The following is a 22,014-nucleotide window of genomic DNA, read 5'->3' as shown; positions in this document are numbered from 1 at the left end:
CAGATGGAGTATTTCAATATGGCACCAGTTGCCTCGTTAATTTTTGTTTTTACCATCATTACGAGCCTTTATGCCTTTTACGATCATAGCATTTACGGCAAGTTTATGCTGCACCCCTACAGTGTATCAAAAGGGCACAAGGTATGGACGGTAATTACCAGCGGCCTTATCCATGCCGATTGGATGCACCTGTTTTTTAACATGTTTACTTTCGTGGCCTTTGCCTTTACGTTAGAACAGCTGTTGGGCAGCTTTAAATTTGGGTTATTGTACTTTCTGGCTTTAATTTTAAGTGATTTGCCTACCATTTTTAAACATAAGGATCATTTTAACTACAACAGCTTGGGCGCTTCGGGAGCGATTAGTGCAGTTTTATTCAGTTTTATATTGTTCAATCCGGTTTCTAAAATTTATATCATGTTTATTCCTTTTGGGATTCCGGCATGGATTTTTGGCATCATTTACTTGATTTATTGTGCTTATGCTTCCAGAAACTCGCGCGATGGCATTAACCACGATGCGCACTTTTTCGGTGCTTTAACGGGCTTAATTTTTACCATTATTTTTGTTCCGGGGATATTGCAGAATTTCTTTACCCTGCTAACCGGATCGAGGTAAGGAAGTGTAAAATGTAAGATGGAATTGCGGAATCAATTTAACCACAGAGGACATTGAGTTTGCACAGAGGGAAACGAGTTTGATTCTGCGCTTATCTGTTTAATCTGCGGGAAAAAATATAAGCTGTAAGATGGAATTGCGAAAAGAATTTAACCACAGAGACCACAGAGAAAACTGAGTTTACACAGAGGGAAACGAGGTTGATTCTACGCTCATCATTAAATTATACTCCCTGCTCTGTGCTTTTTCTTTGTGTGCTTTGCGGTTAAAAAAATAGACAGGTAATTTAACTTGTGGATTGAGATTCTTCACTTCGTTCAGAATGACAACCCAGTTCGCTCTGCGTGCTCTGTGCTTTTTCTTTGTGTGCTTTGCGGTAAAAAAATAGACAGGTAATTTAACTTGTGGACTGAGATTCTTCCCTTCGTTCAGAATGACAATCCAGTTCGCTCTGCGTGCTCTGTGTTTTTACTTTGTGCCCTTGGTGGTAAAAAACTAAGTGATCTACCCTGCATTCGGTAGGCACGGATTTTCGAAAAAGCTCATCGGCTGCTCTGGGTTTTTAATAATTTCGAACACCACATAACCCCATGGTTTCCAGAAGTTTTCTAACACTTGCGCATATACTTTATGCTGCCAAACATCAAACAATGGTTTACTCATGTTGCCACGTAAAGGCATGGCTTCAATGTAAGTGGTACCATCAACCGGCATAAAAGTATATTCGGGCAAACGGTTAAACAGATAAGCCGAATAATAAAAACGGGCAGTTACCTCTTCAAACTGCTCTGCAGTTAAGCTTTTTCCCGCAATTTGGTCTACAATTTCCTGATGATAGCGTTTATTGGTTCCGTTATCCTGCAAGCAGGCAATGATCCCGAAATCTTTCAGCTTTAACGAAAAAGTAAGCGTATTAATCTCATCACGGAAACTGAAAGGGGTTTCTTCGTTTTCGAGTTTAACGACCGTGATAGACCAGGGTGTAAAATCTTCAAACTCGAGACTGGTGTACAAATTCTGCATCATGAAATTCAGGTTGGCGAATTTCATCATTAACGATTGCGACATGTTTAAACCATCGGCAGTCATTTCCTTGCGCAGTGCAGCATGCATTTCGATGTACACAAAGCCATATAAAAACTTGCCGATCCAGTTAAATAAATCCAGTTCAGGCAAGGCCGAAACAGCAGCATAACCTTTTGCAAAGGCCGCTTCTATTTTATCTTCCAATGGATTTAAAAACTGCTCGTTTACCTCGCTGTTTACCGGAATAACCAGGCTATTGTACGACCGGATACTTTCATCCAAAAACTGGATTTGTTCTTCTCCGCTTAAGCCCGCCTGTGCCAATAACCATTTCGGTATTAAAGGCACCTGGAGAACAGGGGTGTTAAAAGTTTTGCCACTTAAAAAGCAGACTTTATATAAAAAATCGAAGTTTTGGAAAGGATTGTATAAACCGGTATTCATTGCTGCAATATTAGCCATTATATTTTTAGTGCCTTGTACCGAACTTTTATTTTAACGCTGCGATTACCATTGCACCAATTAAAATCTTTCCTGAGCTTTATTTCAGCTTTTTAGCCAGATCTAACTTCAGTTCTTTTATTCCTTTTACCACTAAACCGGCTACCTGTTTGGCGCCTTCAGGGCTTAAATGCGTATTGTCTTTCTTGCCGTTGGGGTAATTTACATTGCCCGAATCAACGTGGTTAAATAGTTTGATTGAAGGCTCTTCGCCCAAACGGTTTAACAAACTTTCGGTTTTAGCCAGCATGTCAATTAAAGGTACCTGCAGCGAATCGGCCACCTGACGGGTAATGCGCGGATAGTCGCCATGCGAATCGATTAGAATACCATTTTTGAAACTTCTTCTCGAAATGGGGGTAAGCAATACGGGCAAAGCTTTTTTACTCCGCGTTTCTTTAACGTAATTAATCAGGTTGGTTTTAAAATCAGCCAGCGAAACACCAACTGTGGGTTTATCTACTTTTTCGTCGTTGTGACCGAATTCAATAAAAACATAATCGCCCGGATTCAGCTGTGCCAGAATAGGATCCCAGCGTTTTTCTGCACGGAAAGATTTGGTGCTTCGGCCGTTCAGCGCGCGGTTATCAACCGTAACATCTGCCTTAAAAAAGGCTTGTAATGCCATGCCCCAGCCTGTTTCGGGGTAGGTTTTGGGGTCTTTGTTAGCCGCTGTAGAATCGCCGATAATGTACAGCGTAGTTTTCTTTTGGATGAGTGTAAAGGATAGGGTAGCCGTTAATGCGGCAAGTGCAAATGCCAGGTAAAATTTATTTTTCATTGTTCATTAATTGGTGTTGGGGTTCCAGTTGTCTTTCCCGCCGAGGATGTTTTTAATAGTATAATTTTTCGCAGTTTTATCGCTCAGCTGCTTTGTCCAGCTTAAACGGGTTTGAGGTGATGCTCCTGCACCGGTATTTTTATATTCGGCGTAAAACACAGTTTGCTCTTTATCCGGAAACATCTTGTCGCCTTTCCATGGGTTCCAGCCCTCAGGTAAAATATGTTTACCTAAATCGCAGTGCATAAAAACCGTTTTGGCATATGGGCGCCATGGCCGGCCAAGATAAGCTTTGCTAATAGCCGGATCGGCAGTGAGCTTGCAATGTATAAAAACAAAGCCAAAAGGCTGATTGGCAGAAGTGGAGGCTGCCGTAACGTAAGAATCGGTTAAGCTTTTAATGGTGCATTGTTCAAAAACAACGGTTGCTTTGCCAAAAATAAAATCGGTAGTGCCTTCAATATAGCAGTCTTGATAGTATTGACGGCTATTTTCGATAGCGGCGTATAAGGTATCCTGATTGCCTAGAAGCCTACAGTTTTTAGCCACAAAACGGTCTCCCTCAACATGTAGCGCAACGGCCTGCCCCACGCGACCGGCTGCATTGATGATGCTTAGGTTCTCGAGCCTGATATCGTTACCCTGTACCAATACGGTATACGATGTATAGGTGCTGAATTTATCGAGGCCAAAAGCATCTTTACCTCCTGAATAGGTTTTGCCTGAATAATCATCGTTGGTGATGACGGTATTTTCGGCGCTTTCGCCAATCAGGGCAATTTTGATTTTCCAGGATGGAATAATCAGCTTTTCTTTATAGATGCCATTTTTGACATAAATTTTAACCTCCTTTTCACCTAAATCGCGCACCGAGTTAACAGCTTCCTGTATGGTTTTGTAATTTCCGCTGCCATCTTTCGAAACGGTAAGTGTGGCAGGATGTTTAGGATCTTGTGCGTAAACCTGAACAGATAAGCCGATGCAAAAAAGTAAGGTAAAGGCAAAATGGATAAGGATAAATTTCTTCATTTGATCGGTAAACTGTTTTGCTATAAATTTCAATAAAAAAGGGCAGATGTAAACCTGCCCTTAAAAAATAATTAATATGTCCAGCGTGGATCGCCTATTGGTCCACCTGTACTTCCGGCAGTTCTTAAAACAGAACCTGCAGGTAATGTAAAATCGGTAGTAGTGGCTGTCCAGCCTGTGTTGATACTTTGGTTGCTGGCCAGGGTAGCTGTACCAAAAGTTAAAGCGGTACCCCCCGTTAGCGCACTCGATAGATTGAAATAATTGCTGTTCGAAATTTTCAGGGTACTGCCCGCTCCTGTGCCTCTGATGGCAGCAGCGTTAACCGTCCCTGATTTAGGGGTATTGGCCAAAATACTGTTTACGATGGTGAAATTAATCGGGTTTGCGCTTGCATCTAACAGCGCATATTTGGCATTGCCACCAAAACCATTAAAGGTAGAATTGCTAATGGCTACTGTTGGAATCACATCGCCAGCATAAGTGGTGCTTGCCGTTACCAAACCCGGACCTGCATTGTAAAATGTAGATTTAGATACCGTTAATGTATTGAATTGCATTTTGTTTACGTGGAAAGTGTAATAGGCCGATGAGCCATTGGCGCCCATATCGTAAACAATAGAGTTGTTAACCGTAATAGCCGTTATTTTAAAATCCCGCGCCGCTGTTCCCCTGTCGCCACGTAAAAACGAAGTGGTAGAGCCGTGTACAATACAATTATCAACGGTTACATTGGTAAAGGTTGCTGCTGCCCCATTTGAAGCCTGCGAGCCGATAAAGTTGATGAAGTACAATGAGGCACCTGCTGTTCCATCAAATTCGATACCTGAAAAAGTTACCCCTGCTCCTGTACCTTCGATATCAAATTCTTTAAAATTTACTTTGGTATCCTTAGGCTCACCCGAGGTAGATTTAAGGGTAATGGTTTTTTGGGTAATGAATGTCGAAGCTGCAGATATGTTGTAGGTACCCGGGTTTAAGCCGATTACTGCACCATTAGCAGCATTACTAATTGCTGCGGCCAGATCATCGCCAGGGTTTAATTTCACGGTATAAACCGTAGGTGCCAGTGTGGTAAAGGTAACCAGGCCTTTGCTCTTAGTGCCTGCAAAAAGTTCGGCAGTATATTTGGTGCCTGCAGTTAAACCAGTAATGGCTTTAAAACCATCAACAGTAGCCTCGCTGGTACTTAACGAAACGGTTATTGCTGCGCCCGTAGCCGGGGTTAGTACAATAGCAGTTAAGCCTGCTGTTTTGGTGAAATACAATTTAGCCGAGGTTTCTTTAATTTCATTATCCCTGATAGCCGAAAACAATTGGATACCGGTTAACTGAAAGGCACTGCTGCGCACGTATTTCGATTCGGGCTGACTCTCGGTTGCAGTGGCCTTAACCCTGGCATAATATTTTGTTCTTACCGCCAGGTTATCGTCGGTTACCGTTACTCCTGCTGTGTCGGTTGTGGTGGTATAATTTACCGTCGCGAATAACGAATCGGTCGAGAAATCAACGCTGTATTTAAGTGTTTTACCGGTCGACATGAGCGGTAAGGTCCAGGTTAATTTGGCCGAAGTTTCGCCGGAGGTAATTTTAACATCGCTCGGTTTAAATATCCTCGCCGGTTCTGCAGGCACATCCTCTTCCTTTTTACAAGAAGCAATCGCCAAAGCCATCAGCGATAACATCATCAGTTTAAATCCCAGTTGATCTATAATTTTTTTCATAATACTCTTATTAATAACCAAAGTTTTGAACCATGTTTGGGTTTTCAATTAACGTCGTTTTGGGGTATGGGAAAAGCTCCTTTTTGTTGGCTTCGAAGTAATAAGCAATACCAGTTGAAGTGCTGGTAATCGAGTTTTCTTCAGTTACCGCTTTGCGCCAGTTTTTGGTGGTATAGCCGGTTGGTGCAGAAGAAGTATTTAAACCCGGAGAAACAAATACGTTATTCGGAACACCTCCATAAAGATCGAGCGTAGCCACTTCGTTTACACTGGTTCCAAGTAAATAATTGCCTTCTTTGGCATAAATATAATTGGGTACACTGGCATAATCGCCCGTACCGGCAATCAAAGCACGGATTTTGGTGCGTGTTTCATCAAACTTGCTGGCCAGTAAATTCCAACGGATTAAGTCGTACTTGCGGATGCCTTCGCCTCCAAATTCCAGTAAACGCTCTTTAACAATGGCATTGAAGAAACCGGTTTTATCTGTTGGTGTTGCCGGAATCTGGCTTTCGAAACCAGCGTAAGCCCTTTTTTGTACTTCCTGTAAGGCGTTAACTGCAGCAGCAGATGGTGCGCCATTAATTTCGTTATCAGCTTCGGCATACATCAGCAATACATCAGAAAAGCGTAAAATAGGCCAGTTGATCGAAAAATTCTGCGCTGCAGATGAGCCGTTAAAGGCAGTCCACGATTTACGGAATTTACCATCCGTCATATTAAACAAAGTATTGATGATTTTTTTTGATGTCGCAGTAATTTCGAAAACACCAATCGTTACATCTCTGCGGCAATCTTTCGTTACATCAAATTCATAAAAGTAGGTTGGGATGGCATTCATACCGCCACCGCCCGACCCGAAAGTAGAGGCTGAGTTAAAGCGGATACCGTTATAATAGCCAAGTTTACTATCTGTAGCAGCATTACCACCAAAGGCAGCCACTTCAAACATCAATTCGTGGGCATCATCGTTGCGGGTAGTGGTATGCAGGCTTTTAAAAACATTTTCATAAACAGGATTGATGTTATGCTCCGAACGGTGGTTCATCAGGTCGAGGCACTCATCCATTGCAATTTTATAATAGGTTAAGTAATCGGCACTGCGCTCCATGGTATGGCTGGCCGATCTTAACGAATAACCACCTCTTGCCAATGCAATACGGGCCCTTAAACCTTTAATGGCGCCTTTGGTAAAACGGAAGCTACCGTATTCTGTGATACCGCTTCTCCAGGGCACCAGGTCTTCGGCCATTTTTAGATCAGCAATAATCTGATCGTAAGTTTTATTGCGGTCTACATTTGGGCCGTAAAGGGTTTCGGCATCAGCCGATGGCACAAATGATGCCGGTACATCGCCCCAGTTGCGGATCAATTCATAAAGGAATTGTGCCCTTAAAGCCAATGCTTCGCCGTAGTAGCGCTGCATGGTGGCTTTTTCTGCATCAGAACCATTGGCGTAAAGTTTAGATGCCGGAATAAATTTGATGCAGATATTGGCACGTTCTACGCCAGCATACAACTGTAAAAAGGGGTTAATCAAATCGGTATTATCCGAACTTGCCCCGTACATGCTAATGCCCCTCCTGTCAGAAGAACTGTAACTTCCTGAGGTTTTAAAATCATCGGCGGTAAGGCCAAATAAGGTCGAAATCCGGCTACCGTAACCGTTATCGCCACATAAACGGTTGTACACCGCTATTAGTGCAGCATTGGTGTTTGCAGTACTTTCGAAAACTACATCAGGAGATGAAGTGGAAGGCGATTGTACGTCTAAATATTTTTTGCAGGAAGTGGTTATACTCAATGCTCCAACAGCAATTACCATTAAAGCCGATTTTATCAATTTATTTTTCATTTTCTTTAATGTTGAGGTTAAAATACCATGTTAATACCAGCCAGGATGTATCTGCTGCGCGGATAAGCCGCATAATCGATACCTGGTGTAAGCGGATTTGAACGGCGGGTATTGGCTTCCGGATCGTAACCGGTGTAACCCGTTATGGTGTACAAATTGTTAACCGTTCCGTATACCCTTAGCTTTGAAATAAAGCCTGTTTTTTTAATTAAGCTTTGCGGTAAGCTATAGCCAAGGGTTACATTGCTGATTCTTAAAAAAGAACCGCTTTCTACTGCATAAGAGGTTAAAGCATAGTTTCCTCCCGTTGGTGTCCATAAGGTTGTATTGGCATTCATGGCTGTTAACAGGCTTGGGTCGGTTACTTTTACACCATTGGCATCAAAATTCTGCCACCTGTCGTTCATTACTGCCAGTAAATTGTTGTCTTTAACGTTGTATTGCGAGGTAAATTCTAACTTGTTGGCATTGTAAACCTTATTGCCATAGCTGAAGTTTACAAATACTGTTAAATCGAAGTTTTTATATGCAAACTGATTGTTAAAACCGCCTGTAAATTTCGGTTGAGCAGTACCCAGCACGGTTCTGTCATCGTCGCCAATCATCATGCTTGATGATGAAGAGAGTTTTTTCACTTTCATATCGCCGGGCTGCGGATCGCGGTTACCCAATAATACCCTGCTGTTGGCTACCGTTGGTTTAAGGGTATAGGTATAAGCACCTGTTGTGGTATTTTGCACATAGGTAAAATCATCAACAGTATAACGACCGTCAGATACGAAACCGTAAAACTGGCCAACTGGCTGACCTACCTCTACTTTAAAATCGCCCAGACTGTTTACCCAGCCCGATTGCGTGATGTAAGAACTTACGCCATTTTGGAGTTCCACAATTTTATTCCGGTTGAATGAAATGTTGAAGCTGGTATTGTAGCTAAAGTTTTTGGTTTTAACAGCCTGATAGTTTAACTGCAACTCAAAACCTGTATTCTGGGTTTTACCCACGTTTTGCTGCTGGGTAGAATAGCCCGTAGTTTGTGGAACGTTGGCATTTAATAGCAGGTTTTTAGTGCGGTTATCGTAATAATCTAAATTAAGGGACAATTTATTTTTGAACAGATCGATATCGATACCCAGGTTTTTAGAAATGTTAGTTTCCCAGGTAATGTTTGGGTTCGACAGGATATTTCCGGTTGCTGTACCTGAAATTAAACCTGTTGAAACTGATGCATCAGTTTCGGCATAACCACCTGTGGTAGAACTCAGGTAAAACAAAGTTCTGAATAAATCCTGGCCAATTCGGTTGTTCCCGGCGGCACCATAACTCATTCTCACTTTAAAGTTATCCAGCCAGTTCAGGTTAAGGTCTTTGATGAATTTTTCTTCAGTTACCCTCCAGGCCACCTGTGCCGAAGGGAAATAACCCCATTGTTTACCTGCCGCGAATAGTGATGAAGCATCGGTTCTGAAATTTACCGTGGCCAGATATTTGTTTTTAAAACCGTAAGAAGCCCTGCTAAATATCGAAAACTGTCTGGTACCCGAAATTAATGAGGTAGGCCGATCTTGAATGGTGTTTGCTGGTGCTGAACTAACAAAGGCATCATCCGGCGAAATATCGATAGGTAAAAACTTAAGTACAGTACTTCTCGAATCGATATCCACCATGTTGATTTCCTGTCCTACCAATAAATCCAGGCTGTGATCTTTACCTAAATTGGGTTTGTAATTGATGGTATTGGTATTAATGAACGATTTTTGGGCAACCGTATCAAGTTGAATAGCAGGTAAACCAGCATTGTTACGGGCCACATTACTTACCGGACCATTAAAAACATTTACGTGCCTGTTGGTTCTGTTGTAACCTACGGTACTTTTAATGGTCAGGTTTTTAAGGATTGAATACTGCACATAACCACTGCTGATTAAATCATTGCGGTAATCGTATTTCAGCTCCTGATTGGCTAAGGTAATTGGATTGGTTAATCCGGTTGTTAAATAATCGGCATCGAATAAGTCGCCTGAATCAGATCCTCCCGAGTAAGGCTGGTAACGAACAGAGTTTCTTAAACGATTGGTACCCTGCGATCCGGTAGAGGTCGTGCCTACCCCGTCAACACGTTGACGGCTGTAACGGGCATTAAGGCCAACCCTCAGTTTATCAGTAAATTTATGGTCTAAACGCACCGAAGCAAAAGTTCTTCTGTAGCCTGAGTTTAGCATAATACCATCCTCTTTGGTATTGTTTACCGAAACATTGTAAGTGGTTTTGGATGTTCCACCTGCAAGGTTTAACACTTCGGTATTGCTCCAGGCCTGGCGACCAAAAACTTTATCCTGCCAGTCGATATTCGGAATGTTTTTGTAAATATCCAGATCTTCGAAAGTACCGTATTTCTTGGTAAAGGTATCTTTTACATCCTGACTGGTATTGTTATTATAAAGCTCGTACTGATATTTCACAAACTCGTAAGGGTTCATTACATCCAGTTCGTTTACAATCTGTCTGGCGCCTGCGTAGGCATCAAAAGAAACAATTGGCCGACCTTTTTTGCCGCTTTTGGTTGTAATAATCACAACTCCATTAGCACCTCTGCTGCCATAAATAGAAGTTGAGGCCACATCTTTCAGCACATCGATAGATTGGATTTCGTTTGGCGATAAGATCGATAGGGCATTTTCTACCTGAATACCGTCAACAATATAGAGCGGGGAGTTATCGCCCGTAAGTGAGCTTCCGCCACGTACTTTTATCACAATTTCGGCACCCGGGCTACCCTCAGTAGTGGTAACCGATACGCCTGCCAGTTTACCGGCCAGGGCCTGGGCGGCTGTACTTACCGGGAATTGCTCAATATCTTTGCCGGTAACCGACGAAACTGAACCAGTTAAAGCTTCTTTACGTACTGAGCCATAACCAATATTTACGGTAACTTCTTGTAAGGTGTTGGCATCTTCTTCCAGGGTGACGTCCATTTTACTTTGATCGCCTACCGTAACACTTTTGGTTTTATAACCCACATAAGTAAAAATTAAGGTAGCTCCTTTGCCTGGGATGGTAATTTTGTAGGTACCGTTGGCATCTGTGCTGGCTCCGGTTTTCGAATCTTTAACAGATACGCTAACACCAATCAGGGGTTGCCCGTCCGATTTATCTTTCACGGTTCCCGTTAGTTGCCGGTTTTGTGCCTGAGCTCCAGATAATCCAAAAAACGAGAGAAATGCAAAAACGAGTAAAACTCTGCTCATAGTTATGTAATTATTTAAAAATATTTGGTTTTTTAAGTGATGCAATCGCTTGCATGTAGAATATAATTCTAGTTTCGGGATGTTGTACTTTGTTTATATTTGGTTACGTTGATGTAACAATTTTACAAACTAAAAACCGTTTGAAACCGAATTTAACTAAAAATCTGTGCAAACGTTCCCAAAAACGTCTTTTTAACGTTTATTAAAAATGGGATCAAAATGCCCGTAAAAGATATTTTTCGTAACTTGTACGCAAGTACATACCATGAGATTTGAAACATCTACCATAAAAGATATTGCTAAAGCGTTGGGACTGTCTACATCAACAGTATCCAGGGCTTTAAGAGACCGTTACGAAATTAGTGAGGAAACTAAAAAACTGGTACTGGCCTATGCCGAGAAGGTAAATTACCGGGCCAACCCCATTGCCAGAAGCTTGAAAGAGCGCCGCAGTTATTCGATAGGCATTATTGTAAGCGAAATTGCCAATAACTTCTTTTCGCAGGTAATAAATGGCATCGAATCTATTGCTTACGATAAAGATTACCACGTAATTATTTCGCAGAGCCACGAATCTTATAAGCAGGAAAAGCTCAACGTAGAGCATTTAGCATCGCGTTCGATTGACGGGCTTTTAATTGCACTTTCGTCAGAAACCCAGGATATTGACTACCTGCGCGATTTATACAGTAAAGGCTTGCCCATTGTTTTTTTTGACCGGGTACCTGAAGATTTTGAAACTCATAAAGTAATCGCCAATAACTTTAAGGGCGCTTTTGATGCTACTGAACACCTTATTTTATCAGGTAAAAGAACCATAGCACATTTAACCAACTCCGAAAACTTATCAATTACCAAAGAACGGTTGGGAGGTTATAAAGCCGCACTGGCAAAATATCACATCGAATTTAAGCCTGAACTCGTTAAATATTGCCAGCATGGAGGTATGCACAGTGCCGAGCTTGAGCAAGCTGTTACAGAACTTTTGCCACTTAAACCTGACGGGATTTTTATATCGAGCGACCGTTTAACTACAGGCTGTATTATGGCCCTGAAGAAAACAAATCCCGAAGTGGCCCATAATATTGCCATTTCTGGCTTTACCAATTCAAACCTGGTTGAGCTGTTTTCGCCATCATTAACTTCGGTAAAACAACCCGCTTTCGAAATGGGCCAGGTAGCCACCGAATTGCTGATTTCGATGATTGAAGCCAAAAGGCCGGTAACCGAATTCGAAACCAAGGTGCTCGATACCGAACTGGTAAAAATGCCAAAGCAGGTAGGAAGTAAGTTTTTATAAGTACTTGTTGGTACGCTGGTTTGTAGCTTTTGCTATTCTAAAGGCTAACCGCTCAACTCCAAACTAATTGCTACCTTTGCAGCATGGTAGAAATCACATTAAAAAAGGGCAAAGAAAAAGCAGCAATACAAAGACATCCGTGGGTATTTTCTGGTGCGCTGGAAAAAGTTAAAGGAAAACCAGAAGATGGCGATGTAGTAAAAGTATATGCCTTTGACCGTGAATTTCTGGCCTATGGCTATTACAACAGCAACTCGCGTGTTGCCGTTCGTTTGCTGGAGTGGGATGAAACACAAACCATAGACTTTAACTGGTACCAAAACCGCTTAAAACAAGCTATTGCCTCACGTCAGTTTATTTTGGGCGAGCAGACCAACACCTGCCGACTGGTTTTTAGCGAAGCGGATTTCCTGCCTGGTTTAATTGTTGATCAATATGCCGACTTCCTTTCGCTGCAGATTTTAAGCTCGGGTATTGAAAAGGTAAAGAACGACATTGTAGAGATTCTCAGAACGGAGTTGCAACCTAAAGGTATTTTTGATAAAAGTGATGCTACAGCCCGTACACACGAAGGTTTACCTGTAGAAAATGGTTTGCTTTGGGGCGAAAATCCACCTGAATTTTTAGCGGTTAAAGAAAACGGAATTACCTACCATATCAATATTGCTGAAGGGCAAAAATCGGGTTTTTATTGCGATCAGCGTGATAACCGCAGTATTTTAGCGAGCTATACCAAAGGCAAAAAAGTTCTGGACTGCTTTAGCTACAGCGGAGGCTTTAGCTTAAACAGTTTGGCAAATGGCGCTGCAAGTGTTACCAGTGTAGATAGCTCTGGTTTGGCTGTAGAAACCTTAAAACAAAACGTAGCACTGAACCAATTTGATGGCGATAAAGTTACGGCCATCCAGTCAGACGTGAATAAACAGTTAAGAGCTTTTAAAGAAGCAGGCGAACTGTTCGATGTTATTGTACTCGACCCACCAAAATATGCACCTTCACGTTCTGCCTTAGACCGCGCAGCGAGAGCGTACAAAGATTTAAATCGTTTAGGTATGTTATTGTTAGAAAAAGGAGGTCTTTTGGCTACCTTCTCTTGTTCTGGCGCAGTGGATATCGAAACCTTTAAACAGATTATTGCCTGGGCAGCACTCGATGCAGGTAAAGAAGTACAGATTATTAAACAATTCTGTCAGCCTGAAGATCACCCGGTTAGGATTTCATTCCCGGAGGGTGAATACCTGAAAGGTTTACTGCTACGGGTCCTTTAATTTTCTTTAATCTTATTTTTTAGCTACAGATTAACATGGATATTTTTCTATGCTTTCCGTTCCTCCGTGGCAAAATATAGCTTGACGTCGTAAAATACGACAGGCTATTTTCGCACGCGTTGGAAGCGCGCGAGAGCGGGAGTGCTTTGTGGTAAAAATAACATTTACACCTCTTCCGAGCTCTCCGGCAATTTATCATATTCGCCTTTCCAGGCATAAAAACCGAAAATCATGAGCCCTAAGCTTATGGGCAGGAAAATAAACAAGATAATTCCCCATTGTAAAATGGTGTTTGTGCGTTCAATGTCGGTATGGGTTAAACCTACTTTTTCTATGGCTTGTAAAAACAAAAATGTCATAGCTAATGGTCCTAAAACCATCCAGATTAAGCCTAAAAATTTCTTCAGTGTATTCATTTTCTTAAATGCTAATCGTTAATGTTTTCGTCTCTTTTGTTCGATAAATAAATGGCGCCAATCACCAAACTCAATGTGGCAATGCCAATAGGGTACCACAAGCCAGATAGCGGCGTCGATCCCGAAAAACTGGCTATCAGGGTGGCAATAAAAGGAACCAGTCCCCCAAAAACACCATTGCCAATATGGTAAGGTAGCGACATGGAAGTATACCTGATTTTGGTAGGGAAAAGCTCAACCAAAAATGCAGCAATTGGTCCATAAACCATGGTTACCAGTAAAATCTGGAAAAAAATCAGTCCAACGAACTTCCAGAATACGGTTTTGGCCAATATTTTATCTTTAATAATTTCTTTTGCTGGTAAAATGCCGTTACTCACCGAAATGGTATCTGTTTGTATCCGGCTAAATGAGGCTCCGCTTTTAAGCATTACTTTGGTTACGGTGGTTCTTAAACTATCAGTTGAATTTGGAATCAATACAGCACTTGCCGGGGCAGCTGTTGAAGATAAAATATCGCTTTGTTCAATTTTGGTATAATCGGTATCATCCAGAAAAATCTGATAAATGGGGCGGTAGAAAATAATACCCAGCAACATACCCGTAAGCATAATCCACTTTCGGCCCACTTTATCACTCCATGCACCAAATACTACAAAAAACGGAGTGGCAAAGGCAATTCCCCAAAGTAAAATATATCTCGAATCATTAAAATCGAGCTTACAGGTGTTCTCTAAAAACGATTGCGCATAAAATTGTCCGGTATACCAGATTACGCCTTGTCCCATGGTTGCACCAAATAGCGCTAAAAGCACCATTTTAAAGTTAGCTTTATGACTAAAGCTTTCTTTTAGCGGGTTTTTCGAAACATTTCCTTCTGCCTTTAGTTTCGAAAACAGCGGCGATTCGTGCATTTTCATCCGGATGTAAATGGATACCACTACCAGTACAATCGATAGCAGGAAGGGAATGCGCCAGCCCCAATCGCCAAAAGTTTCGGCGCCCAAAATATTCTTGGTAATTACAATAATGCCCAGCGAAAGGAATAAACCCAACGTAGCTGTCGTTTGTATCCAGCTGGTAAAAAAGCCTCGTTTATTTTCGGGGGCATGTTCGGCTACATAGGTTGCAGCTCCCCCATACTCGCCACCGAGGGCCAAACCTTGTACTAATCTTAATATTAAGACTAAAATGGGCGCTGCATAGCCAATGCTTTTATAAGAGGGAATAAGTCCTATAAAAAAAGTAGAGCCACCCATTAAAACCAGGGTTAAAAGAAAGGTGTATTTGCGGCCAATTAAATCGCCAAGCCGGCCAAAAACCAGGGCGCCAAAAGGGCGTACAATAAAACCTGCGGCAAATATGGCAAGTGTATTAATCAGGGCCGATGCACCCGCGTCTTCTGGAAATAACTGGTGACCGATAATCACGGCAAGGCTGCCAAAAATGTAAAAATCGTACCATTCAATCAGTGTGCCCAGTGATGATGCACCAATAACTTTAAAAATGTTGTTCTTAGGTAAAGCGTCGCTCATAAAAATTCGGGAATATTTGGTTTCCCAATATAAACATTTGAGTCACAATCGGCAACCTGTACTGTCGGCTATTAAATTTAGCGCCAAATAAAACATTTTGCCTTTTGTTTTGTATTTTCATTCACCATTTAGAATATATGCTTTTAGTTCAAAACATCAGGTTAAGTAGAATTTTAAGAAATACATGGCATGTCGATCTGATTATGATCGCCTCCTGCACAGCGGCTTATTTCGTGCGCGAATATTTAATTGCGCATCATTTTTCTATTCCCTCCATTATCCCAACGGTTTTGGGTACGGCCATTGCCTTTTTTATAGGTTTTAACAACAACCAGGCCTACGATCGGTGGTGGGAGGCGCGGAAAGTATGGGGCGCCCTGGTTAACGATTCGCGTTCTTTCGCAAGGGCTTTAATTAATTATGCTGACGATGACCGAGAAAGTGTGAAACGGATGGTTTGCAGGCATATCGCTTTTTTATATGCTTTAAAAGCCAATTTGAGGGGTACAGTTGATGAAATTTATACCAAATATTTGGAAGAAGCCGATTTGAAAGAAATGGAAAAGCACAACAATAAGCACAATGCATTGCTCAATATTCAATCGCGCGATTTGCAGAAACTTTCTAAATCAGGTGTGGTTGATGGTTTCAGGTTTATCGAAATTAATGAGATGCTAACCCGTTTTTCTGATTCGATGGGCATGAGCGAGCGCATTAAAAACACCATTTTTCCTACAACTTACAGCTACCTTACCAAAGTGTTTATCTGGTTGTTTGTGGTAACTTTCACGCTGGTAATTAGTCAGGATGCCGGACCTGCTGCTATATTTTTAGGCTGGTTAATCGGTTTTGTATTTGTATCTACACAAATTAATGGTATGAGCCTGGTTAATCCCTTCGAGAACAATTCGGCTGGTGTACCACTTAACCAGATTACCAGAACGATTGAAATTAACCTGTTGCAGATGCTGGAAGAAGAAGAAATTCCGGAACCGGTGAAGCCGATAAATGATGAGTATGTGCTTTAGATTTTTGCAGTCTTTTTGCCTGTAAACACAAAAATTAAGGATAAAATCCAAAATACAACTAAAATAATAATTGTATTTAAAATCGCCTTTGGATAGCCAATCTCTACTACATTAATAAAAGGGTAAGGATATTGCCCGATTAAATAACCTCTGATTACAATAAAAATAACATACAATAACGGATAAATAAGCCAAACTGTGGTTTGTTTGTAGCTGAGCCTGGCTTTATCAACAAAAGCAACCCAATAAATTAGAAAAAGCAAGGGGTTAATTACGTGCAGCAATTCGTTACTCAAACTGTGCCATCCCTTTGGCTGGTCTAAACCGCGTAAAGCTACATTATATACTAAAGCCACTAAAAATATATAAACTGCAACAGCTGTTTGGCTTGCGGGTTTCGAAAAAAAGCGGCCTAAGGCAGTTTGTTTTAACAACAATTGTGCAACCAGGCAGATGGCTACGATGAGGTTGGTTAAAACGGTAAAAAAAGACAAAAGTATTTTAAGGGTTGGCCAAAGTGCCCCATTATAATGCCTTAAACTTAAACTGAATTGCAGTGAAAGCGAAAACCAGATAATTAACGTAATGACGGTAAGGTATGCATTTTTGCTGTTAACAGATTTCATCGTTTAAGTTTTAACAAAGGTTATGCGCCAGGACTAATTTACCTTACAACTAAGATAAGCATATCTGTTTTATTTACCGTTTATTAGGTATAGGCTATTTGCTGTTAGCCTTTTCTACTGCTGCTTTTAGTTTATCTGCAAATAAAATCGATTTGGCTTTAAAAGCCGTATCGGTTAAAGAAATATTTGCTGTAGCGTAAATGATTTTTCCATCCGCCCCTACAAGAATGTTAGTGGGAAAGCCGTGGTTGATGTTGAGCTTGCTAATTTCCGCCTTACTCATCGATACAATTTCATATTCGTAACCATTTCGTTTTTGAAAATGTTTGGCACGTGTTGGCGTATCGTGGGTAATGCCGATAAAGCGCACGCCTTTTTGTCTGTACGCCTTTGCCAGCTTATTCAATTCGGGCATTTCGGCCAGACAGGGCGGGCAGTTTTCAAACCAGAAATTAATTACTACAACCTGGTTTTTTAAATTGGCCCTGCTAAAGGTTTTTTTATTGATGGTTAATCCATTGAAATCAGGTAAATCTTTACCGGTTAAATCTTCGAAAAAAGTTTCCTGCGTAGCCCATTTAACAACTGGTGTTTCCTGTGCTCGGGCAAATCCTGATATCAAAAGCAAAGTAAAAAGGTAAATCCTCATAGAAAGGCTAAAATATAAAAAGTCCCACCAAAATTTGCCGGGACTTTAGGGGATTGGTTATTTTATCTTTTTATTGAGATAATCTATTGCGGTACTCAGCGTAGTATCCTTATTAGCCATAAAATCTTTTACCGTTGGCGTTACTTCTATGTCGGGTTTTACGCCGTGACCCACAAATTCACGTCCATCAGGATAAGTATCTTTTTTGGTGCATACTCTGGCACTGCCGCCGCCCGGAAGATCAAAAAGATAGGGCTGTCCGGTACTTCCAAAAGAGTTTCTGCCAATTTTGGTCATGTGCTTTTGGTTGTCGGCATAAATTAAAAAATCTTCGGCTGCTGAAGCAGTATTATGGCCAATTAATAAAGCTGTAGGCACAACAATCCGCTTTTCAGAAAGCTTATTCTTTAACGGTGCATAATCAAAATGATAAAAATAATTATCCTGAAAGGTAAGCAGGGCTTTTTTGCTCCACTCATTATTAACCGTATCCTTTGCCTTGGTATAATACCCCCAGGCTTTAAAAGCCGAACTGAGTTGGCGGGTAGCATTGCGCGAACCATAAAGTAAGCTGTCGTTTGTTAAATATTTCAAAATATAGCTTCCAATACCAGTGCTCCCGCCTCCGTTATTTCTCAAATCAATAATTATGGCTTTGGCTTTATAGAGTTCTGGCAATTTGGTAGTAAAAAGCGAATCTATTTTCTCATCCCCGAAAGAGTTAAGCGCAACGTAAGCTACATTATTGGGGTACCATTTAAAATCGAGCAAAGCCGATTCTGCAGGAAATGCCGGGAAAACTTCTTTTTCTTCAGTTCGTTTGTGTGTTAAGTTCAGGGTTAAAATTTGTCCTTTGGGTTTTTTAATTTTGATTTCAAACTGGCTGCCCTCAACGCCCTGAAGCAATTTGCTGATACTCCAATCTTTCAAAACATAATCGGTAGAAGAAGAAATGTACGGCGAAACGTGTTCTGCAATGTATTGTGCAGTAGGTTGGCCATTTACAGCTATTACTTCGCTCCCAACCGGAATTTCGTCTTTCTTGCTCAGGTTAACCCGGGTAATTATGGCTTTGTCTTCTACATTTTCGATAAAGAAACGATAATCGCCAAACATGGTGTTCATGGGTTCAAAATCTTTTCCGGCAGGCATATAAACGTTGGTGTGCCCATCTTTCAGCATAGCGCAAAACCGCTGCATTTCCAGGTAATATTCGTAATCTGTTTTGGTTTCGGGTATAGTGGTAATTAAGGCTTTATAAGTGCTGTCCCATTTAACACGGTCAACTTTATTCAGATAAACAAAATTGTAATTTACTTCTTGCCAAAATTTTGAAAGGCCATAAATCTTATCCGCTTTGGTTAATTTGTTCGATTGGGCAAGTACAGTTAAAGGCAATAGAAGTAGTAAAAGAATTTTCTTCATAGTTTGTTTAGTTTAATTTGGATATTTTTTGACTTTCAATTTTTATACCAGTTGAAAAAAGCCTGTTTGCGTTAAACTATGAGTCCTTATGGGTATTTCAGTGTTCATTATCGAGCATTTAATATCCGTTACCGGACAGTAATAAACAAAAAAATCCTGCCTATAACAGACAGGACTATTTTTGTTTAGTTTGGTAAATACTTATTTGAAGGTGATCGATCCGTATTCTGATTTAACATTTACAGTAGCACTGCCTCCTGAGCCGATTTTGCCCGCATATTTTTTGGTTTCATCATCGTCGCTAACTTTACTGGCCGAAACGTTGGAGCCATATTTAAATCCTGCGTAAGATGTTGAAAGATTAAAGTTTGCGTTATATCTGTCGTTAAAGCCAAGTGCAGTACTCACATATTCGCCGGTAAAGGTAAAGTTGCGGCAGGCCGGAGTAATATCGGCTACGCTAAGCTTGTTATACTCCATATCGATTAATGCATCGCCATTTAAAGCACCAAGACTTACGTTGGTGTATTCGGTTTTAAGGTTTAGTTTACCTACACTGGCCAGGTTTAAGCTGCCATAGCCCTGTTTAATTACGGTATTTCCTTTTACACTGTTAATGTCAACCTTAGCGTACTCTGTATTGAGCAATAAGTTGCCGCCAATATTGCCAACGGTTAAGCCTCCTCCATATTCTACTTTAATATCTGCCGATTTGCGAATGGTATTTACGTTTACCGCCACGTATTCGGCAGCTAGCTCTAAAGTACCTACGCTACCAATACTTACCGGGCCATTATAGCTATGTTTCACAACAGCTGCATTTATATCCTGAACGGTACATTTACCATACTGCACATTAATGTAGTTATTGGTGTTGCTTAAATTGCCGGCGGTTAAGCTGCCATACTGAACTTTTAAAGAAGTTGGGCCAGCGAAATCGTCCATGTTTACGTTCCCGTACTGTTGCATTAGCGTAAGCGGGTTAACTGCAGGCATGTAAATAATATAGGAAATTTTAAGTTCACGACGTTTGGTCACCCCGTTTTTGGTTATCCTGCCCATAAAGTTATTGCCACCGCGGTCGGCAAAATTGGTTTTTATCGATACCACATCACCAGTTTTATTGGCTTCAATGCTTACACCATCAATGAGCTTTTGCGCATCACTATCCGAATTGCTGTAAGCTTTAATGTCGATATCAACCTTTACTTCTTTTTTATCCCATGTTTTAATTACGATCGATCCGTATTGGTTGTTGAGATTAACCTTATCGTTATTATCTACACTGAAACTCTTGCTAAAAGATTTTGTGCGTTCTGCATCGCTCCCATTTTGTGTCTGGATATTGCTTACCATAGCCAGCGTAGTAGATTTTTCGATATTTTCTACAATCGCCTTTTCTGACGGGCTGTTAACTGTTGCCTCCTGGGCACTGGCTTTTACGGCTATTAAAGCCATAAAGGCTAAAAGTATTTTTATTGTTTTCATGTTTGTTAATTGTTAAAACATTAAAGGCTTAAACCTGCCGGCTGGTGTAAGCAATTCAATGCGGTGAGCGTTTCCTCCCAAATTCTTTTCCCGAAAGCGCGTAATTTCAATTTTTTGTTTTAAGTCTTTTACCACCTTAGACATCTTAGAACATCTAAGCTTTAGTCTTTTAGCTTTGGTCTTTCCGCTTTTTTAAATCTGATTAACCCTTTTGTAATCGTCAACCTGGTTTATAATTAATAGTTGCTGTTTTAAAAGTTGTAACTGTATTTCGCGGTTTTTTACCATAGCCTTTACCACAAAAGTTTGGTTGGGCGAAGTGGGTAGTTCCGATTTTAATCTTTCGTAATCTTCATCCAGTTTTCTTAAATCGGCAGTAAACTTTTTATACAACTCGGGATTGGCCGAGGCAAAAATGGCTAAACTGTCTCTCTTTTCGGTAATTAAGCCTGCAAAATGAACCTCTTTTTTGGCATACGAAGCGCTAACATCAGCGATTTCTAAATCGTTGTTTTGCACTCTTGCGGTGTACAGCCAGGCCAAACCAATTACCACTACTATAGCGGCTGCGGCGCTCATCCATAAATATAGCTTTACCGGCTTTTTTTTCTTTTTGCTGTCTAATTCCTTTTCAATTTTGGCCCAAAGTGCTGCCGATGGTTCCATTACATCGAAGGCTTTGCGGTTTTCTTTTACAAAGGTTTCTAATCTGCCGTTATTCATCTCTCATCCCTTTCTGTTCTAAAATAATCTTTAACTTCTTTTTGGCACGCATATACTGTGTGCGACTTGTATTTTCACTTATTTTTAAAATGTGTGCAATTTCTTCATGGTCGTACCCCTCAAGCAGGTACAAACTCAACACTACCCTGTAGCCATCAGGCAATTCGGTAATGGCTTTTCTAATTTCTTCGGCCTGTAATTGCACCTCATAATCATCAAAGCTCACCTCGTCAGGTACCTCCGTTATTTCGTCGGTACTTACAAATTCCATTTTACGCTTGCGCAGATAATTGATTGATTTGTTGATTACAATCTGTTTCAGCCAAAGCCCAAAAGTGGTTTCCTGCCTAAAATCAACAATTCTGGTAAAAGCGTCTAAAAAGGCTTCCTGTAAAACATCTTCGGCCTCTTCCTCATAATTTAAAATGCGCAGCGCTACGTTATACATTGCCTTCGCATACAGTTTGTACAATTCAAACTGTGCAGCGCGGCTTCCCTGCATGCATTCTTTTACTAGTTCGAGGTTTTTATCGATGTATACGGCTTCCAAAATTTTGAATATTCTGATTATAAGACAGTAGAGATTTTAAAACGTTGCATCAAGGTATAAAAAAGTTTAAAAATATGTTAAATCTGTTTTAAGTCTGAGCTAGATTTATGGCCGTAACAATGATCGGCTATCTCCTGAATGCTGCTTCATTTGTTAGAAAATGAATGCTCCGGCACTTTTGGCCATTTCAGCCCCGCTTTTCTTCCGGCCCGTTTGAAGGAAAC

Annotated in this window: 18 protein-coding genes; 4 read left to right on the top strand and 14 right to left on the bottom strand. The window is 40.9% G+C overall.

What is annotated here, in order from left to right; all coding sequences use genetic code 11:
• Positions 1-3: 3 nt before the first annotated feature.
• A complete protein-coding gene (locus tag BLR37_RS08255; RefSeq protein ID WP_090767022.1) occupies positions 4-618 on the top strand; it encodes a rhomboid family intramembrane serine protease in 615 nt (204 codons plus the stop codon).
• A 504-nt stretch (positions 619-1,122) separates the two neighbouring features.
• On the opposite strand, the gene BLR37_RS08250 is transcribed toward BLR37_RS08255, so the two are convergent.
• From BLR37_RS08250 to BLR37_RS08225, 6 genes are all read right to left on the bottom strand, one after another.
• Entirely contained in the window at positions 1,123-2,106 is a 984-nt protein-coding gene (locus tag BLR37_RS08250; protein WP_082018563.1) for a hypothetical protein, read from the bottom strand.
• A 79-nt stretch (positions 2,107-2,185) separates the two neighbouring features.
• Positions 2,186-2,926 carry a rhamnogalacturonan acetylesterase gene (locus BLR37_RS08245; RefSeq protein ID WP_090767019.1) on the bottom strand — a complete coding sequence of 247 codons (741 nt, stop codon included), beginning with the start codon at positions 2,924-2,926 and terminating at the stop codon, positions 2,186-2,188.
• A 6-nt stretch (positions 2,927-2,932) separates the two neighbouring features.
• Complete coding sequence (locus BLR37_RS08240; protein WP_090767852.1) at positions 2,933-3,955, bottom strand: pectinesterase family protein; 1,023 nt, start codon at positions 3,953-3,955, stop codon at positions 2,933-2,935.
• A 71-nt stretch (positions 3,956-4,026) separates the two neighbouring features.
• Positions 4,027-5,679 (bottom strand): fibronectin type III domain-containing protein, encoded by a 1,653-nt coding sequence (locus BLR37_RS08235; protein WP_143009553.1) that lies wholly within the window; start codon positions 5,677-5,679, stop codon positions 4,027-4,029.
• A gap of 10 nt (positions 5,680-5,689) precedes the next feature.
• On the bottom strand, positions 5,690-7,534 hold the full coding sequence (locus BLR37_RS08230) for a RagB/SusD family nutrient uptake outer membrane protein (protein ID WP_090767014.1): 1,845 nt from the start codon (positions 7,532-7,534) through the stop codon (positions 5,690-5,692).
• Between the two features lie 17 nt (positions 7,535-7,551).
• On the bottom strand, positions 7,552-10,782 hold the full coding sequence (locus tag BLR37_RS08225; protein ID WP_090767011.1) for a SusC/RagA family TonB-linked outer membrane protein: 3,231 nt from the start codon (positions 10,780-10,782) through the stop codon (positions 7,552-7,554).
• Positions 10,783-11,047: 265 nt separating this feature from the next.
• Between BLR37_RS08225 and BLR37_RS08220 the strand changes: the two genes are divergently transcribed.
• Both BLR37_RS08220 and BLR37_RS08215 read left to right on the top strand, forming a co-directional pair.
• Entirely contained in the window at positions 11,048-12,082 is a 1,035-nt protein-coding gene (locus BLR37_RS08220; RefSeq protein WP_090767004.1) for a LacI family DNA-binding transcriptional regulator, read from the top strand.
• A gap of 83 nt (positions 12,083-12,165) precedes the next feature.
• Positions 12,166-13,350 carry a class I SAM-dependent rRNA methyltransferase gene (locus BLR37_RS08215; RefSeq protein ID WP_090767001.1) on the top strand — a complete coding sequence of 395 codons (1,185 nt, stop codon included), beginning with the start codon at positions 12,166-12,168 and terminating at the stop codon, positions 13,348-13,350.
• A gap of 164 nt (positions 13,351-13,514) precedes the next feature.
• Here the strand turns inward: BLR37_RS08215 and BLR37_RS08210 are convergent, their stop codons facing one another.
• A complete protein-coding gene (locus BLR37_RS08210; protein ID WP_090766998.1) occupies positions 13,515-13,766 on the bottom strand; it encodes a DUF6814 family protein in 252 nt (83 codons plus the stop codon).
• An 11-nt stretch (positions 13,767-13,777) separates the two neighbouring features.
• On the bottom strand, positions 13,778-15,301 hold the full coding sequence (locus tag BLR37_RS08205; protein ID WP_090766995.1) for an MFS transporter: 1,524 nt from the start codon (positions 15,299-15,301) through the stop codon (positions 13,778-13,780).
• Positions 15,302-15,438: 137 nt separating this feature from the next.
• Here BLR37_RS08205 and BLR37_RS08200 point away from each other — a divergent pair, with 137 nt between their 5' ends.
• Entirely contained in the window at positions 15,439-16,329 is an 891-nt protein-coding gene (locus BLR37_RS08200; protein WP_039474707.1) for a bestrophin family protein, read from the top strand.
• On the opposite strand, the gene BLR37_RS08195 is transcribed toward BLR37_RS08200, so the two are convergent.
• From BLR37_RS08195 to BLR37_RS08170, 6 genes are all read right to left on the bottom strand, one after another.
• Complete coding sequence (locus BLR37_RS08195) at positions 16,326-16,955, bottom strand: Pr6Pr family membrane protein (protein ID WP_090766994.1); 630 nt, start codon at positions 16,953-16,955, stop codon at positions 16,326-16,328. The two genes, BLR37_RS08200 and BLR37_RS08195, sit on opposite strands and share 4 nt — an antisense overlap.
• Positions 16,956-17,049: 94 nt before the next feature.
• Positions 17,050-17,604, bottom strand: coding sequence for a peroxiredoxin family protein (locus BLR37_RS08190; RefSeq protein ID WP_090766991.1), 555 nt, complete (start codon positions 17,602-17,604; stop codon positions 17,050-17,052).
• A gap of 57 nt (positions 17,605-17,661) precedes the next feature.
• On the bottom strand, positions 17,662-19,029 hold the full coding sequence (locus BLR37_RS08185; protein WP_090766988.1) for a S41 family peptidase: 1,368 nt from the start codon (positions 19,027-19,029) through the stop codon (positions 17,662-17,664).
• A 201-nt stretch (positions 19,030-19,230) separates the two neighbouring features.
• Positions 19,231-20,517, bottom strand: coding sequence for a hypothetical protein (locus BLR37_RS08180; protein ID WP_244154621.1), 1,287 nt, complete (start codon positions 20,515-20,517; stop codon positions 19,231-19,233).
• Between the two features lie 192 nt (positions 20,518-20,709).
• A complete protein-coding gene (locus tag BLR37_RS08175; RefSeq protein ID WP_244154620.1) occupies positions 20,710-21,240 on the bottom strand; it encodes a hypothetical protein in 531 nt (176 codons plus the stop codon).
• Complete coding sequence (locus BLR37_RS08170; RefSeq protein ID WP_039474715.1) at positions 21,233-21,790, bottom strand: RNA polymerase sigma factor; 558 nt, start codon at positions 21,788-21,790, stop codon at positions 21,233-21,235. Before BLR37_RS08170 ends, BLR37_RS08175 begins: the two co-directional genes overlap by 8 nt.
• Positions 21,791-22,014: the final 224 nt, after the last annotated feature.

It is taken from the genome of Pedobacter soli (assembly GCF_900101435.1).
Taxonomy (GTDB): Bacteria; Bacteroidota; Bacteroidia; order Sphingobacteriales; family Sphingobacteriaceae; genus Pedobacter; species Pedobacter soli.
The sequence above is the reverse complement of the archived record's forward strand: the minus strand, read 5'-3'. Positions and strand labels throughout refer to the sequence as shown.